14 protein-coding genes are annotated in these 14,851 nt (G+C 55.9%); 7 read left to right on the top strand and 7 right to left on the bottom strand.

From position 1 onward, the window contains the following. Positions 1-642 (bottom strand): amino acid ABC transporter permease, encoded by a 642-nt coding sequence (locus R3F64_RS06030; RefSeq protein WP_022521643.1) that lies wholly within the window; start codon positions 640-642, stop codon positions 1-3. Positions 643-720: 78 nt separating this feature from the next. Next, positions 721-1,578: a transporter substrate-binding domain-containing protein gene (locus tag R3F64_RS06025; protein ID WP_253025555.1), complete on the bottom strand. Its 858-nt coding sequence runs from the start codon at positions 1,576-1,578 to the stop codon at positions 721-723. A 263-nt stretch (positions 1,579-1,841) separates the two neighbouring features. On the opposite strand from R3F64_RS06025, the gene pdxR reads away from it, so the two are divergent. Beyond that, positions 1,842-3,329 (top strand): MocR-like pyridoxine biosynthesis transcription factor PdxR, encoded by a 1,488-nt coding sequence (gene pdxR / locus R3F64_RS06020; protein ID WP_332610389.1) that lies wholly within the window; start codon positions 1,842-1,844, stop codon positions 3,327-3,329. An 11-nt stretch (positions 3,330-3,340) separates the two neighbouring features. On the opposite strand, the gene R3F64_RS06015 is transcribed toward pdxR, so the two are convergent. Next, positions 3,341-4,687, bottom strand: coding sequence for an aspartate aminotransferase family protein (locus tag R3F64_RS06015; RefSeq protein WP_332610387.1), 1,347 nt, complete (start codon positions 4,685-4,687; stop codon positions 3,341-3,343). A 193-nt stretch (positions 4,688-4,880) separates the two neighbouring features. Here R3F64_RS06015 and R3F64_RS06010 point away from each other — a divergent pair, with 193 nt between their 5' ends. Further along, a complete protein-coding gene (locus tag R3F64_RS06010) occupies positions 4,881-5,642 on the top strand; it encodes an SDR family NAD(P)-dependent oxidoreductase (protein ID WP_332610385.1) in 762 nt (253 codons plus the stop codon). Here the strand turns inward: R3F64_RS06010 and R3F64_RS06005 are convergent. Both R3F64_RS06005 and R3F64_RS06000 read right to left on the bottom strand, forming a co-directional pair. Further along, positions 5,639-6,568: a sensor domain-containing diguanylate cyclase gene (locus tag R3F64_RS06005; protein ID WP_332610384.1), complete on the bottom strand. Its 930-nt coding sequence runs from the start codon at positions 6,566-6,568 to the stop codon at positions 5,639-5,641. The genes R3F64_RS06010 and R3F64_RS06005 overlap by 4 nt on opposite strands. A 339-nt stretch (positions 6,569-6,907) precedes the next feature. Further along, positions 6,908-7,801, bottom strand: a complete 894-nt coding sequence (locus R3F64_RS06000) for a LysR substrate-binding domain-containing protein (protein WP_253025563.1) — start codon at positions 7,799-7,801, stop codon at positions 6,908-6,910. A 185-nt stretch (positions 7,802-7,986) separates the two neighbouring features. On the opposite strand from R3F64_RS06000, the gene R3F64_RS05995 reads away from it, so the two are divergent. Beyond that, the gene (locus tag R3F64_RS05995; protein WP_253025565.1) at positions 7,987-8,310 is read left to right on the top strand and encodes a hypothetical protein; all 324 of its coding nucleotides are present in this window, start codon (positions 7,987-7,989) and stop codon (positions 8,308-8,310) included. Between the two features lie 85 nt (positions 8,311-8,395). On the opposite strand, the gene R3F64_RS05990 is transcribed toward R3F64_RS05995, so the two are convergent. Next, a complete protein-coding gene (locus R3F64_RS05990) occupies positions 8,396-10,531 on the bottom strand; it encodes a PhoX family protein (RefSeq protein WP_332610382.1) in 2,136 nt (711 codons plus the stop codon). A gap of 194 nt (positions 10,532-10,725) precedes the next feature. Here R3F64_RS05990 and R3F64_RS05985 point away from each other — a divergent pair, with 194 nt between their 5' ends. Continuing rightward, positions 10,726-11,100, top strand: a complete 375-nt coding sequence (locus tag R3F64_RS05985; RefSeq protein WP_253025569.1) for a YbaN family protein — start codon at positions 10,726-10,728, stop codon at positions 11,098-11,100. Between the two features lie 17 nt (positions 11,101-11,117). Here the strand turns inward: R3F64_RS05985 and R3F64_RS05980 are convergent, their stop codons facing one another. Then, positions 11,118-11,624 carry an Lrp/AsnC family transcriptional regulator gene (locus R3F64_RS05980; protein ID WP_253025571.1) on the bottom strand — a complete coding sequence of 169 codons (507 nt, stop codon included), beginning with the start codon at positions 11,622-11,624 and terminating at the stop codon, positions 11,118-11,120. 236 nt (positions 11,625-11,860) lie between these two features. Between R3F64_RS05980 and R3F64_RS05975 the strand changes: the two genes are divergently transcribed. The 3 genes from R3F64_RS05975 (at position 11,861) to mgtE (ending at position 14,789) form a co-directional block, all read left to right on the top strand. Next, positions 11,861-12,877 carry a 1-aminocyclopropane-1-carboxylate deaminase gene (locus R3F64_RS05975; RefSeq protein WP_253025573.1) on the top strand — a complete coding sequence of 339 codons (1,017 nt, stop codon included), beginning with the start codon at positions 11,861-11,863 and terminating at the stop codon, positions 12,875-12,877. 144 nt (positions 12,878-13,021) lie between these two features. After that, positions 13,022-13,363 (top strand): DUF6482 family protein, encoded by a 342-nt coding sequence (locus tag R3F64_RS05970; RefSeq protein WP_253025575.1) that lies wholly within the window; start codon positions 13,022-13,024, stop codon positions 13,361-13,363. Between the two features lie 70 nt (positions 13,364-13,433). Further along, a complete protein-coding gene (gene mgtE, locus R3F64_RS05965; RefSeq protein ID WP_085919694.1) occupies positions 13,434-14,789 on the top strand; it encodes a magnesium transporter in 1,356 nt (451 codons plus the stop codon). The last annotated feature ends 62 nt before the right edge of the window (positions 14,790-14,851 follow it).

The raw sequence follows: 14,851 nt of genomic DNA, 5'->3' as shown, positions 1-14,851 counted from the left end.
CTAAACGGCCAGTCGGCTGGCTTTACGCTCGGCGACGCGTTGAAACCACACCAACAGACTGATAATCAGCATATACAGCGCCGCCGCCGCTAAAATGGGTGGCAGTGGGTCGTAGGTCACCGCTGAAATACGGTTGGTCACACGGGTCAGGTCGACCACGCCGATGACGGCAATGGCAGGGCTGCCTTTGATCAGAAACGACATCTCGTTGACCAGGCCCGGCAGGCTGGTAATGGTAATTTGCGGCAGCATAATGCGGCGGAAATAGACCCATGGGGTCATGCCAATCGCCAGTGCGGCTTCACGCTGCTCTTTGGAGAAGTTGTTGAATGCAGAGCGCCAAATTTCGGCGTTAAAGGCAGTGGTATTGAGGGTTAGCGCAATGATACCGGCCACATTGCGGTTGAGGTTAACGCCCATGGTCGGCGCGGTTAGGAAGATAAACAGCACCAGCGTCACCAGCGGTGTTGCCCGCGCCAGGCTGATGTAGACGCCTAGCAGTTGGTGCAGAACGGGAATTTTTGCCACTCGAAGCAACGCAATCAACAGCCCCATCACCACACCGATGGCAATGGATATGCCGGAGATCCACAGCGTGGTCCAGGCACCCTGAATAAGAAGCCCCCATGCGCTACTGTCCATGCTCACTCACCCCTGATTCGCTTGATTGGATAACAGCCGCCCGGCTGATACGCCCAGGCGGCTGGCGAAGGTGATGGCTTACATACCGGCCATTTCGTGGAACTCTTCCACTGAGGTGATCGGTGTTGTCGGCAGGTCGTCGAAGGACTCACCAAACCATTTTTCCTGTAGCTCGGCCAAGCGGCCAGAATCGCGCAGGTGGCTCATAAAATCGGTGATATAGGCCAGCAGCTCGGGGCTGTCTTTGGGCATCGGCCAGGCCACGAAGCCCGGGCCGGAGACGGCTTGGCCCGCTTCGAAGACGTCAGGGCGCTCACGGATCAGGTCATTCACCGGCACGATGGAGTTGATAACGTAATCAACACGGCCATTGGCAAGATCAGCGTAGATTTCTGGGTAGGCTTCATACTGCATGACGTCGCCCAGCTCGCCCCCACTTTCTTCCAGCATGGCTTCCAGCTCTGGGAGGCGCGACAGCAGCGCGCTGCCCGCTTGAACGCCCAGCGTCATCCCGCTTAGGTCCTCAACGCTATTGATGCGGTCATCACCCGCCCGCTTGATATAAAAATGCTGGGCAGAGGCAAAGGGCGGCGCGTAGTTGAACACCCGCAACCGTTCATCGGTTACCGAAGCGCCGGTCAGCGCCATGTCGTACTGGCCCGATGAAACCGACGCTAGCAGCCCAGTCCAGGGCAAAATATCCTGGCGAATTTCGAAGTCGGCGTATTCCTCCAGTTCAATCAATATATCTTTGATAAAACCATCGGGTTCGCTGCCGCTCATGAAGTTAAACGGCGCGTAGTTATCTTCGGTGGCCACACTCATGTAGCCACGCTCCTCGATTTCCTCTAAATCCGCAGCGGTAACGGTAAGCGGAACGCTTAGCGCCAGTACGCCAATACTCAACACTGAAGCCAATGCCGTTATTTTTTTCATCGTCCGATACTCCCAGGGGGTTCAAAAAAAACAGGTCAAAACATCACTCGCCTGTCGTCATCAGCCATGCTGCTGCGAACATTTCGGTGATGTGAAGAAGCTGATTCACCCTAGGTTTTTTATCATCGCTGGGATTAGAGCCAGTTAGCGTAAATTTAAAGGACAGTTATCGATCCAACCTTTGGCATGAAAGATGCAGATACAAGTGCATTAAGTGGAGATGTACCGCCTATTGATAGGACAGGCGATCATAGGAGTACCGGATGACAACGCTGTGTCTTGAGGTCGACCCCAATGCTGCCCCCTGCCTACAAGAACAGCTGCGTAAAACGCTGTTAGAAGCGATTCGTATGGGGAGTTTACCCAGTGAGGATGCGCTGCCCTCCTGCCGCAAGCTCTCGCAACAGTTGGGTATTTCGCGTAATACGGTGGCCATTGTTTACGAAAAGCTGGTCGAAGATGGTTATCTGATTAGCCGACCTCGTAGCGGTTATTACTTACATCCTGATTATGATGAATCTCAATCATCGCTTAATGCCTCTTTAACAGCGATGACGGAAGATGTCAGCGCATCGACTGCTGCACCAAACTGGCACAAACGTATTTCCAAGCGCCCTACTAACTACCAAGGGATTCTTAAACCCGGCAATTGGTCGGAATATGCCTATCCGTTTATTTATGGCCAGTTAGATACCCGCCTCTTCCCCCTCGCGCAATGGCGCGATGTTTCCCGCCGGTTATTAAGTTCCCAACGCGACAAACCATGGCTGCGCGACCGTATCGATCAGGATGATCCTTTGCTGATTGAGCAGCTGCGTAAACGTATTTTGCCGCGCCGGGGAATTTTTGCTCGCTCAGAAGAGATACTCATCACCATGGGGACGCAAAATGCGCTCTATTTGATTGCGCAACTGCTTTGCCATCGTGGGACGAGCGTGGCCCTGGAGTCCCCAGGTTACCGAGAGGCGATGAACGTATTTGCCCAGCATGGCGCCCGCCTGCAGTTCCAAACCGTGGATGCAGAAGGCATGCGCCTGGAAGGGTCTCAACAGTGTGACTATCTGTATGTGATGCCCAGCCACCAGGTGCCCACGGGCGTGACCATGAGCCGCGAACGACGCGAGGCGCTATTGGCCCAGCTACCCCACCGCGACCAGATCGTTATCGAGGATGACTACGACGCGGAGATTCACGGTGACCAGTTTGCGCTGCCAGCGCTTAAAGCCAGTGCCCAGAGCGCGCGCATTATCTACATGGGCAGCTTATCCAAGGCGCTGTCACCCGGCTTGCGCATGGGTTACGTGGTGGCAGACGCAGAGTTAATTGACGAGCTGCGAGCGCTACGCCGCATGATGTACCGCCACCCGCCCGCGGCGCTGCAGCATCAACTGGCGCAGTTTATTTCCGAAGGCTATTACGAGCGCTACCTCAAACTGCATGTGGAAGAGATCGATCAGCGGCGCGACGCCATGCGCCTCGCCATTGAACAGGCCTTGCCTGGCTGCCGGAGCCATAGCAGCCACCGTTCCAGCGCCTTCTGGATGGAAGCAGATGCCAGCATCGATACCCAACGGCTAGCCTGGCACGCCGCCCAGCGAGGGGTACTGATCGAACCCGGCTTTCAGCACTTTTTCGATGCCGCCCCGCCGCGGCGCTTTTTCCGGCTTGGGTTTGGCGCCATCGAAAGGGAGCGTATCGACCCAGGCATACAACGCCTGGGCCTCGCCTACGATAACGCCTTCAGCACTTGAGAACGCGCGTATCAGCGTGTTGCCGCGTAGCTTTCAAACACGCGTTCAAGAATTGCCAGGCCCTCTTTCACCTCCGCAGCCGACACAATGCATGGCGGCACGACGTGAATGCGGTTCTCGACGGTAAACACCAGCAAGCCTTGCTCCATCAATTGCTGCTTGAGCTTCAGCACTTCTGCCCCGGGTAGCGGCGTTTTGCGGACCGGGTCGCTGACCAGTTCCAAAGCGTGGAATACGCCCAAGCCACGCCAGTCACCTATCACCGCATGACGCGAGGCAAGCTGCTGCAGCCCTTCTGCTAACAGGCCATTACCGATTCTATCAGCATTATCCACGATGCCCTCCTCGTCCATGGCATCAAGGGTTGCGACGATCGCAGCCATTGCCAAGGGGTGACCGGAATACGTCAGCCCGCCGACAAACAAGTGATCATCAAAGTAGTGTGAAATAGGCGCTGAAATAATCACGCCACCGGCGGGTACATAGCCAGAGTTGACCCCTTTGGCGAACACGATCAGGTCCGGCGCCATGTCGTAATGCTCAAAGGCAAACCAACTGCCCGTGCGCCCGAAACCGGCCATCACTTCATCGAGAATCAGCACGATGCCGAACTCGTCGGCGAGTTTCCGAACTCCCTGCAGGTAAGCCTTGGGAGGTAACAACACTCCTGCGGTACCGGGAATGGTTTCGAGCAGAATGGCGGCGACGGCATTCGCGCCTTCGCACTCAATCACCCGGCGTAGATGGGTTAACGCCCGCTCACACTCTTCATCTTCATCCCGCGCCCAGAACTCGCTGCGATAGAGGTAGGGGTTGAAGAAATGGACGTGACCGCTGGCATATTCGTTAGGTACACGCCGCCAGTCACCGGTGGCCGCAATCGCTGAACCGGTATTGCCGTGATAAGAACGGTAGGCTGAAAGTATTTTGCTTCGCCCGGTATACAGCCGCGCCATGCGAATGGCGTTTTCATTGGCATCCGCGCCCGCATTGGTAAAAAACACCTTGCTAAAACCCGCGGGGGCTTTGGCAATAATCCGCTTGGCCGCCTCACCACGAGCCAGGTTGGCATGGGCCGGGGCGATGGTGCACAGGCTTGCCGCCTGGGCCTGAATTGCGCTAACCACTTTGGGGTGCTGGTGGCCGATATTGGTATTGACGAGCTGGCTGCTAAAATCAAGATATGAACGTCCCGCATAGTCCCACACCCGGCACCCTTCAGCACCTGCCACGACCATCGGGTCTAAACTGCCCTGCGCAGACCACGAATGGAATACGTATTGGCGATCCAGGCGGTGAACGTAGTTGTTATCCACACCGTTTGTGGGGGGATAAGAAGCGGCTATGTTGGTATTCATGGCAAGCACCCTGATAAATTCTCTGTATTAACGTGTTTGCTAGCCTAGTGATATCTCCCCGCTATTCTATAGAGCCAGAGATATCATGTGCACAGGACAGCCGATGTCACAGAAGACAGGATGATCTGGCTCTAAATGCGTTGCTTCACGCATTGTAGAGTAGTGTCGTTTTTTTATCCCTAGGAGAACCATAATGCCAAGCGTATTGATTACCGGCGCAACATCCGGGTTTGGTAAAGCCGCCGCGCGACGATTTGCCCAAGCGGGCTGGTCGCTGATTCTGACAGGACGTCGCGAGGAGCGACTTGCTGAACTGGAAAGTGAACTGGCGCTCCACGTCACCGTACTGACAATCCCCCTGGACGTTCGCGACAGCGACGCGGTCACCAAGGCATTAGGTCAACTCCCCGACACGCTGCTGCCACTCACTTGCCTGATTAATAATGCCGGCCTGGCGCTCGCGCCTGAACCAGCCCAAAACGTGGCGCTGGAAGACTGGCACACCATGATTGACACTAATATCACCGGATTGGTCAACGTGACGCACGCCGCCATGCCTCACCTGTTAGCTACCGGCAAGGGCGCCAGCATCCTCAACCTGGGGTCGGTGGCAGGACAGTGGCCGTACCCAGGCGGACATGTTTACGGGGCGTCGAAAGCCTTTGTTCAACAGTTCAGTTACAACCTGCGTTGCGACCTGCAGGGCACCGGGGTACGCGTGACGGATCTCGCGCCCGGCATGGCCAAAACCGAGTTCACGCTGGTCCGCACCAAAGGCAATCAGGCGGCTTCCGATGCGCTTTATAAAGGCACCACCCCCCTGCAGGCCGAAGACATTGCCGAGCAACTTTATTACCTGGCCACCCTACCGCCACATATCAATATCAATCGACTCGAAATCATGCCGGTGCGCCAGGCATGGGCGCCATTTGCGATTGATCGCGATCCTGCTTAGGCAAACCTCATCGATTTCACTAACTCGATAGGTGAGACTTGATCACGCCCTTTCTCTTTAGCGAGATAAAGGGCGTCATCCACTCGCTTCATGATACTTTTGACCGATTCTTGAGGCCGTGCCTCAACCACACCAAAGCTGGCGGTGATGGGACCTGAGGTGGGGAAATCCGCAGTGTTAATCACGCACCGCATCTTATCGGCGAGAAGCACGGCGTGCTCCAGGGATGTTTCGGGTGCCAGCAGCATGAACTCCTCGCCACCCCACCTTGCGCAGTAGTCTACTTGACGTAAATTGCCTTTCAGCAAATCGGCCATTTCGACCAATACCTGATCGCCTACATCATGGCCATAGCGATCATTGATATCTTTAAAGTAATCAATATCCAGCATGATCAAAGAGAGGGGCCGTGCGTAGCGATCCTGGCGGCTGAGCTCATTTCTCAACGTCGTGTCGAATTGAGATCTGTTAACGAGGCCTGTCAGCATATCGGTGGTGGCGAGCTGCTTCAGTTGGGCCTCATTTTCCACTTGATCGGTCACATCACGCTGTGTCAGTACCAGCGTGATGGCATCGTGCTGACAGGCCCCCATTGCCGTGATGCGCCACTCAATGTGTCGACACGACCCATCACGTTGACGAGAAACCTCACGCCCACCGATGCCTTCGAAGTTGCGCTCGATGTTGGTGTTCAGTGCACCACGCAGTCGGGCAAGAATTTGCTCATTGGCCGCTTCCTGCTCAACCACATTGGGGGTAGCGCCCAACCACTCCTCCCGGGTTCCTCCCCACAAGCGCTGATAGTCGGTATTGACGTCCAGAACCTGGACACTGCGCGAGTCCCTAGCCACGGTTAAGATAGCCACCGCATGGCCCGTCGACTCATCACTATCTTCAGGTCCGGGTCGCGCATAGTGCTGATACATACGATTTACTCATCCTTGAGCTTGTATTGCTCAACATGCATAGCGGCACCGACCCACTTTGAAAGGTTCACTCGGTGTGGCCTCCGTGCTAGCTAAAACAGTGGAGACATAAAAATTATTTCATTTACACTGACAGTATGATCATTTACTGGCTGTTAACATAACCTGAGTTATCCAACGCTAAATACAGGGATACATTGCGCTGATTTTTGGACAACCCCACAAAAAATAGTTACAAAGCACTTACATAGCGTAGGAGAGGTCGGTTAATTCTGCCTGCTTGGCAACAGAACCCTTTTCAGGATCCCCATATAATGACCATTTATTACCCATATGAGCTCAACCCTCCCGGAACGCCTCGACCACCTGTTCAGCCAATACCTCACTGGCATCACCACTGCCTGGGCGCTTCACCAGTGCCACTTGGTAATCGCCTAGCGGGGGCAGCGATTCGTTGTGCAGACGTTTGAGCGGCGGACGAACCAAGCTTTTTGGAAATGCCGTCACGGCCAAATCGGCCAGCATGGCGGCCTCCTGGCCGGCACAGTGGTCACAGGAGTAAGCAATGCGGTAAGCAATCCCCGCTTGATCAAGGGCATTGAGGGTAATTCGACGCCACGCGCACCCCTGTTGGGCCAGGGTCACCGGCAGTGGCGTTCGTTGCACGGCAACGCCATCCTCGCGCCCCGCCCACACCAGCGGTTCGCTGTGGACGATCTCTCCACGTCCGGCCTGACCAGGCCCTCCGGCCATCACGAGGGCGAGATCAAGCTCGCCCTCGTCCAACCTGGCGAGCAGATCTTTGCTGCGTCCCACCTCGACATCGACCTGGACCGCCGGGTGCGAGCGGGCAAACTGGGCCAGTACAGTGGGCAAGATACGCCCCACCACATCGTCGGTTATCCCCAGCCCCACGCGCCCCTCGATGGCAGGCGCTAGAAACTGGGTCACGGCTTCAGCGTTGAGTTTAAGCAGCCGACGACCATAGCCCAGCAGTACTTCCCCCTCGGCCGTCAGGCGGACATGCCGTGCCTCGCGTACAAACAGCGTCTGGCCGAGAATCTCTTCCAGCCGTTTGATCTGCATACTCAGCGCGGAAGGGGTGCGAAACAGCTGCTGGGCGGCGCGTGTAAAACTGCCGCTTTCCGCAATCGTCACGAAAGTGCGCAGTACCTCGCTATCCAGTAGCGGCAAGGCGTCCCGACTGGGGGGCAGGGTAGAGAGTTGGTTCATCACGCTTGCCTTTCAGTAAATCTTAATGCTCAGTGTAGATCTTTTCGTTTGATTGATCCATAAATGCGTATCAAGCTACTCCTCAGAGGTCGCGACCCTCCTGCTTATTAATCACAGCTCATACCTGCCCAGTCGGTGCTTAGGCGCCGCTTTCTGTGCTGCGGGGGTGACAATGGAGGTGCGAGATGAAGCGCGAAGCCCTGACCCAACATGCCCATGACGCCTGGGAAAAAGCCAGCCAGTTGGCGCCGCCGCCCAAGCCGCCAAAATTGCATTTTTACATGCCGGCCATGCCCTCGATGCGGCTGATTCGAGCGCTCGATATGCGCTGGTGGCGCTACCGGCGTCGGCGGCTATTTCGACGTCATATCTTGCCGCTACTGGCTTACGACGATCAGTTATTACAGGACCTTGGCCATTGCCGCGAAGATATTCTCTGGGCCAACCAGCTGCCACTAAAGGTCGATGCCATTCAGGCGCTAGAGGCTCGTCAGAAAAATACTATGTAGCGCAACGCTAGCATCAAAAAAGCGTCGAACCTGGGAGAGGTTCGACGCTTGTATAGGCATACTACGCAGTGTTGAAGGCTGGCTCTTAAACCCCTACCGGCCCTCCGTCACGCTTTTGAATCACCACGGTTGATGCCCGCGGGCGGACTTGGCCGCTAGCGGCAACGGTGGCATCTTGGGTCAGCGCACTGCCATTGGCAGGCCAGTTACCGGGGTGCTGAATGTTAATGAACAGCGCGGTTTTATCCGGCGTGGCAAAGATACCCGTCACTTCGCAACCGTTCGGCCCCACCGCAAAGCGCTTGAGCTGCTGCTGGTTGCTGTTGTTGATCACCGGCCCGGTTCCCTGGATATCGTCCAGTCCATTAGGGACTACCGCGAGCAGTTGATCGTTGGTGTACTCCGTCACGCCCTCGTAGCCGTTGTCGGTCTGAATCCAGAGAATACCCTGACCATCACCGCGATCATCGAACCAGAGCCCATCGGGGCTGGCGAACTGGTTCATTTCGGTCAGGCCCGAGTGGTTATCTGTATCGTCAGCGGCGGCGCCAAACACAAACACCTCCCAGGTAAAGGCATTCGGTAAGCGGCTTTCGCGCCAGCGAATAATGTGGCCCGCCTCGTTATTGGCACGTGGATTAGCCGCGTTAGTGGGTGCCAGGTCATAACCTACCCCCACCTGCTCCAAACGCTCACCGTCGTTGGTGTAGGTTGGCTGTGAATCTTCACCGATGCGCTGTGAATTATTGGTCAGAGTGAGATACACCTCGCCCGATGCAGGGTCAACAGAGGCCCATTCGGGACGATCCATCGGCGTGGCGCCCATTAAGTCTGCCGCGTCGCAGGTATTGATAATCACACCGGCTAAATCGTCCTCAGCCAAGCCTAAGGCTGCCGCCAGGGTTCGGCCATCCTGGGTCTTGGCATCAGGCGTCAGCGGCAGCCATTCACCGCTGCCATCGGCGTGAAAACGGGCCACATAGAGGGTGCCGTTATCCATATATTTGTTGCCAATGGCAAGACGGTCATATGCCTCGCCCGGCCGATTAGCATCGGCGGGATCCCAGGCGGCGTCGGAGACGTACTTATATACGTACTCGTTGCGGGCATCGTGGCCTGAGTAGTAAACGATTGGCTTGCCAGTTTCCAGCTTGCCTAACCAGCAACCTTCATGGCGGAAACGGCCTAGTGCCGTGCGTTTTACGGCACGAGCACCGCTATAGGGATCGATTTCGACCTGGTAACCGAAGGTGCGCGCTTCGTTACGGTAATCGTCTTCGGCGCGCTCACCGCGTGGAGTGATATCAAAGCGGGCAAACTCATCGTTCTCTTCAGAAGCATCACCCGCCGAGGTTTCCCAGGCATAGCGGCCGCGTTCAGTGGGAATACCAATGCGGGCGTCGTCCTGGAAGCGCTCGCCGGTGTGAACAAAGACGTTAGGCCAGTTCTCTTCGCAGGCAATGTAGGTGCCCCAGGGCGTTACCCCGTTACCGCAGTTATTATTGGTACCGCGGGTTTGGGTGCCTGCTGGCGAAAAGTGAGTTTTAACATAGTCACTGCCCGCCACGGGGCCAGCCAGATCCATTTCCGTTGCGCTGGTAAAGCGGCGGTTATAGCGGGAGCCCGGCACATGCGCCCATTGGCCGCTGGCGTCTTTTTCAACCTCGACAAGGGTGATACCGTGCGCATTGATCTCGGTGCGCGACTCCGCCGCCGGGCGTTGCCCTTCATCCGCATTGGTGGGGCCGCCCTGGGGTGCCCAGAGTGCCGACTGGTCGATATATTCATTGTTGAGTGCCAGAACAAAACGGCGTGAGGCGCTGTCAGCGTCCAGGGCAAACCCCGCCATGCCGTCATGGTGCATGCCCACGCTTTCCGCCTGACGCTCGGCGGTCATTGGCTGGTCGGGCTGCCAACTGCCGCCCGCGCTTAACGGTGTGCCCCAGGGCACCAAGACTTGGGCCACGTAACCGTCTGGCACCACCACGGCATCGGTGCGTGATCCTTGAACCGCCTCAAACGCCAGCGTCAGGGGTGTTTTTTGGGCGCCGCTGGAGGCAAGCGCTTGCGCCGCACCGCCAAAGCTTAGCATCGAGGCAGCCGCCATGCTCAAACCACCGCGCATCACATCGCGCCGGGATACATGGTGCGCCAATACTTCGGCGAAAGGTTGATTGCCGCTTTGGTTAAACAGGCGATGATCTTCGATCTCTTTACTCATTGTGGTCTCCCCCTGATCGTTTGTAGGCCAACGATTGAACGTTAGGAGACACTAAAGAAGCTAAATGACAATACGATGGCGGAGTGCCTGCATTTATATGAAGATTGTCTGTGTGGCAAAGCCGTGACATAAGCCCATACTTATTCAACACTCAGCACGATGACGTTATTGAAGCGTGCCCAACAGGAGCAACAATGAGACTGATCCGCCTCATGTGGGTCGTGCTGGCAGGGTTGAGTTTTAGCATCGGTGTCCTCGGCATTTTTCTGCCCCTGCTGCCTACCACCGTCTTTATGCTAATAGCCGTTTACTGCGCCTCCAAAGGGTCGCCTCGCTTCGAGGCCTGGATCCGCTCCCGCCACTATGTGGGCCCACTGCTGGTCACTTGGGAGCAGGAGCGGGCTATCTCCAGACGCGGAAAATTGGCGGCCGTCAGCACGATCGCGTTGAGTGCACTGATCACGGCTTGGTCGCTCGGCCCCGGCTGGACGCGCTGGGGCGTGATCGCCCTACTGATGCTGATTGCCCTTTGGCTGGCCACCCGGCCAGAGCCGTCTTCCTCGCCTTAGCCAAGACTACAGCAGGGCTAAACCACCACCTTATGGGTCGACACAACCTGACGCAGCCCCATGAACGAACGGATCTGGCGCACGCCGGGCAGGTAGAGTAACTGCTCAGCATGCAATTTATTGAAGCTTTGGCTATCCCGGGTGCGCACCAGCATAAAGTAGTCGAATTCCCCGGTGACCACATGGCACTCCATACAGCCGGATACCTTCTGGGCCGCCTCTTCAAAGGCAGCGAAGGATTCCGGCGTCGAGCGATCCAGCACCACGCCAATCAGCACCACCATCCCCGCCTGTAGCTGCTCCGGGTCTAGATGCGCCACCACCCGGCTGATCACCCCGTCCCGTTTGAGCTTTTCCACTCGGCGTAAACAGGCCGCTGGGCTCAAGCTCACCTGCTCTGCCAGCGCCACATTGGAGAGTGTGGCGTCGTCTTGCAGCAGTTTGAGAATACGCCGGTCTGTTCGGTCCAGTTCAGCCGCCTGATCATCAGGCTCAGCGCCTGAACGGGAGGTTTTTGAGCGCACTATTATTTACCTTATTGACCTTTAGACACTATTTAAACCCATATAAAGCATTTAACACCAACACTTGCTGCTTTAACACGTCTTATTTTGCAACACAAAAATCGCAGCTAACACTTAGTATAAATAGCAGAGCGCGCCAACTGTTCACACAAAGCTTTCACCTAAACCTTTCATCTAAACCCTCGCCAAGCGAGCTGTCTATTTCGCACTGAAACGCTTAAAAGCCGGAGCCTGCTATGAACCTAGAACGTTTCCCCCGCTACCCACTCACCTTTGGACCGTCCCCCATCACACCGCTCAAACGTCTAAGCGAACATCTCGGCGGTGACGTAGAGCTCTACGCCAAACGCGAAGACTGCAACAGCGGCCTGGCCTTTGGCGGCAACAAAACCCGCAAGCTCGAGTATTTGATTCCGGAAGCGTTGGAACAGGGCTACGATACGCTGGTGTCGATTGGTGGTATTCAGTCCAACCAGACCCGTCAGGTGGCCGCCGTGGCCGCCCATTTGGGCATGCAATGTGTGCTGGTACAGGAGAACTGGGTCAACTACTCCGACGCGGTCTACGACCGGGTGGGGAATATCGAGATGTCGCGCATCATGGGTGCCGATGTACGCATGGACGACGCGGGGTTCGATATCGGCATTCGCCCCAGTTGGGAGCAGGCCATGGAAGATGTTCGCCAGCGGGGTGGTAAGCCCTTCCCGATTCCTGCGGGCTGTTCAGAGCACCCCTATGGCGGCTTGGGTTTTGTGGGCTTTGCCGAAGAGGTGCGCCAGCAGGAGAAAGAGCTGGGCTTCACCTTTGATTATATTGTGGTGTGCTCGGTCACCGGCAGCACCCAGGCGGGCATGGTGGTGGGCTTTGCCGCTGATGGCCGTGCCCAGCGTGTGATCGGTATCGACGCTTCCGCCAAGCCGGAACAAACCCGCGAGCAGATCTTACGCATCGCCCGCAACACCGCCGAGCTGGTGGAGCTGGAAGGCGGCATTACCGACGACGATGTGATTCTGGATACCCGCTACGGCGGCCCGGAATACGGCCTGCCCAACGAAGGTACGCTGGAAGCCATTCGCCTGTGTGCTCGCTTGGAAGGCGTCCTCACCGACCCGGTTTACGAAGGCAAATCCATGCACGGCATGATCGATAAGGTTCGCAACGGCGAATTCCCTGCGGGCTCCAGGGTTCTCTATGCTCACCTGGGCGGCGTACCGGCATTGAATGCCTACAGCTTTCTATTCCGTAATGGATAAGTTCTTAATGGAAAGAGGATAAAACACCCATTTCGCCTCCTCTGATCAGGCATTTATATAACACCGATCAGACGGTTATTGCTGTACAAATAGAGTACAGCCTTTAGTCTTGGCGTATCGGATATTCACGCATGAGGATACGCTATGTCTTCTACCCTTCCCGCTCACGTCACCCTTGAAGACCTTGCACACTGGCCCGAACCGCTTCCTGACGTAGAAGTGCACGGACTGGATATGGGCTGGTACATCGTTCGCTTGCATCAGGATAACAACGTCAGCTTGCTGATCGACCAGAATGGCGAGACGCAGCGCTTTACCGGCACGCAGTGGATTGGCCGTGCCTTGGCGCCGCTGGGCTTCACCCATGGCACGCTGACCTGGGCCGACGCCACCGATGAAATGATCGGCACCGATGTGCCCCCTGTGTCTGCTCAGCAGCGCATGGCTCATGGCGTTCGCGTAGCTTTTAACCAGGCCTGTCTATAAAATTGATAAAGCGCCATCAATAGCTTTCAGGTAGCTGTGTGGACGATCAATTTGCCGAAGGATGGACGCTATGCGCGATGATGAGAAATACACCAATACTGAAGAGCAGTTGCTTTATCTTCAAAAAAGTCTGGATGAAGAAGATAGCACCGCTCTGGAAGCGCTATTTGCCGAGCTGGACATTCTGGCCATTGCGCGCACCCTTGAATCTTTTCCCGCTAAAACCCGCGATCGGCTTTGGGAGTACATCCCTGGCGAACTCATCGGCGAGGTATTGGCAGAAGTCGATGAAGACATCCGTGCTGACTATATCGAAGATTTATCGGCAAGCGATGTTGAGCAGATCGTCAAGGGCCTGGATGCTCAGGAAGTGGCTGAAGTACTGGACGTTGCTGACGAAGCCATCAAGACCAGCGTTTATGCCAGCCTGGACCAGGAAATTCGCGCCCAGGTCGAAAACCTGCATGCCTATGAAGATGATGTGGTGGGGCGTTACATGGACCCCGAGACGGTCAATGTAAAGCAAGGGGTCTCGTTAGAAGCCGTGCAACGCTATATACGCATCCACCAGTTGCTCGACGATGAATCCCAGCAGATCATGATCACGGATAAAGATAAGCGATTGCTCGGCACACTGACGCTGATTGATTTGATCAAACAACCACAAAGTGCCGTGGTTGATGATTATATGGATGATTTTTTTACCCTGAATGATCAAATGAAAGTCAGTGATGCAGCGGCGTTATTGCGCTCCAAAGAGCTGCCCTTTGTGCCCGTGTGCGATAGCGATGGATTGCTGGTTGGGCAGTTGAACTCCGCCGACGTATTAGAAATCACCCAAGACGATGCTGACATGACGCTGAAGCACATGTCAGGCGTCAGTGACGAAGAAGAAGTGTTCACCCCCATCATGCGCAGTGCTAAAAGCCGCGGTATTTGGCTGGGTATTAACCTGTTGACCGCTTTTTTAGCCGCCTTCGTGATCGGTCAGTTCGAAGCGGTACTCGATCAAATCGTGGCATTAGCTATCCTGATGCCTGTCGTTGCCAGCATGGGCGGCATTGCCGGTAGCCAAACCCTGACGGTCGTGATCCGCGGTCTCGCGTTAGGCCAACTTGCCGGTAACAACAAACAGTGGCTGTATAACAAGGAACTTTGGGTAGGCATGAGCAACGGCCTGGTGTGGGCCCTCGTCGTCGGGTTCATTTCCTATCTGTGGTTCAGTGACTTACTGATCACGCTGGTCATCACCCTAGCCATTTTTATCAACATGAGCCTCGCCAACTTGTCAGGCGTGCTGATTCCGCTGGTGTTGAAAAGGCTGCAGATTGATCCAGCGCTGTCCGGCGCAGTCATTTTAACCACCGTCACCGATGTGGTTGGCTTTCTATCCTTTCTGGGGCTGGCGACGCTGATTATTTTGTGACTCTCTTCTTATAGGCAGTCGCGGGGCCGTCTGGAAGCAGCCCCAGCGCTTGGTTTACTTGG

It is taken from the genome of Halomonas sp. 5021, from assembly GCF_036663435.1.
In the GTDB taxonomy this organism is placed as follows: Bacteria; Pseudomonadota; Gammaproteobacteria; order Pseudomonadales; family Halomonadaceae; genus Vreelandella; species Vreelandella janggokensis.
This window is presented reverse-complemented; position numbering and strand designations above follow the sequence as displayed.

Coding starts and splice junctions, on each gene's coding strand:
- R3F64_RS06030 (WP_022521643.1), bottom strand. CDS start 642: ATGGACAGTAGCGCATGGGGGCTTCTTATTCAGGGTGCCTGGACCACG.
- R3F64_RS06025 (WP_253025555.1), bottom strand. CDS start 1,578: ATGAAAAAAATAACGGCATTGGCTTCAGTGTTGAGTATTGGCGTACTG.
- pdxR (WP_332610389.1), top strand. CDS start 1,842: ATGACAACGCTGTGTCTTGAGGTCGACCCCAATGCTGCCCCCTGCCTA.
- R3F64_RS06015 (WP_332610387.1), bottom strand. CDS start 4,687: ATGAATACCAACATAGCCGCTTCTTATCCCCCCACAAACGGTGTGGAT.
- R3F64_RS06010 (WP_332610385.1), top strand. CDS start 4,881: ATGCCAAGCGTATTGATTACCGGCGCAACATCCGGGTTTGGTAAAGCC.
- R3F64_RS06005 (WP_332610384.1), bottom strand. CDS start 6,568: ATGTATCAGCACTATGCGCGACCCGGACCTGAAGATAGTGATGAGTCG.
- R3F64_RS06000 (WP_253025563.1), bottom strand. CDS start 7,801: ATGAACCAACTCTCTACCCTGCCCCCCAGTCGGGACGCCTTGCCGCTA.
- R3F64_RS05995 (WP_253025565.1), top strand. CDS start 7,987: ATGAAGCGCGAAGCCCTGACCCAACATGCCCATGACGCCTGGGAAAAA.
- R3F64_RS05990 (WP_332610382.1), bottom strand. CDS start 10,531: ATGAGTAAAGAGATCGAAGATCATCGCCTGTTTAACCAAAGCGGCAAT.
- R3F64_RS05985 (WP_253025569.1), top strand. CDS start 10,726: ATGAGACTGATCCGCCTCATGTGGGTCGTGCTGGCAGGGTTGAGTTTT.
- R3F64_RS05975 (WP_253025573.1), top strand. CDS start 11,861: ATGAACCTAGAACGTTTCCCCCGCTACCCACTCACCTTTGGACCGTCC.
- R3F64_RS05970 (WP_253025575.1), top strand. CDS start 13,022: ATGTCTTCTACCCTTCCCGCTCACGTCACCCTTGAAGACCTTGCACAC.
- mgtE (WP_085919694.1), top strand. CDS start 13,434: ATGCGCGATGATGAGAAATACACCAATACTGAAGAGCAGTTGCTTTAT.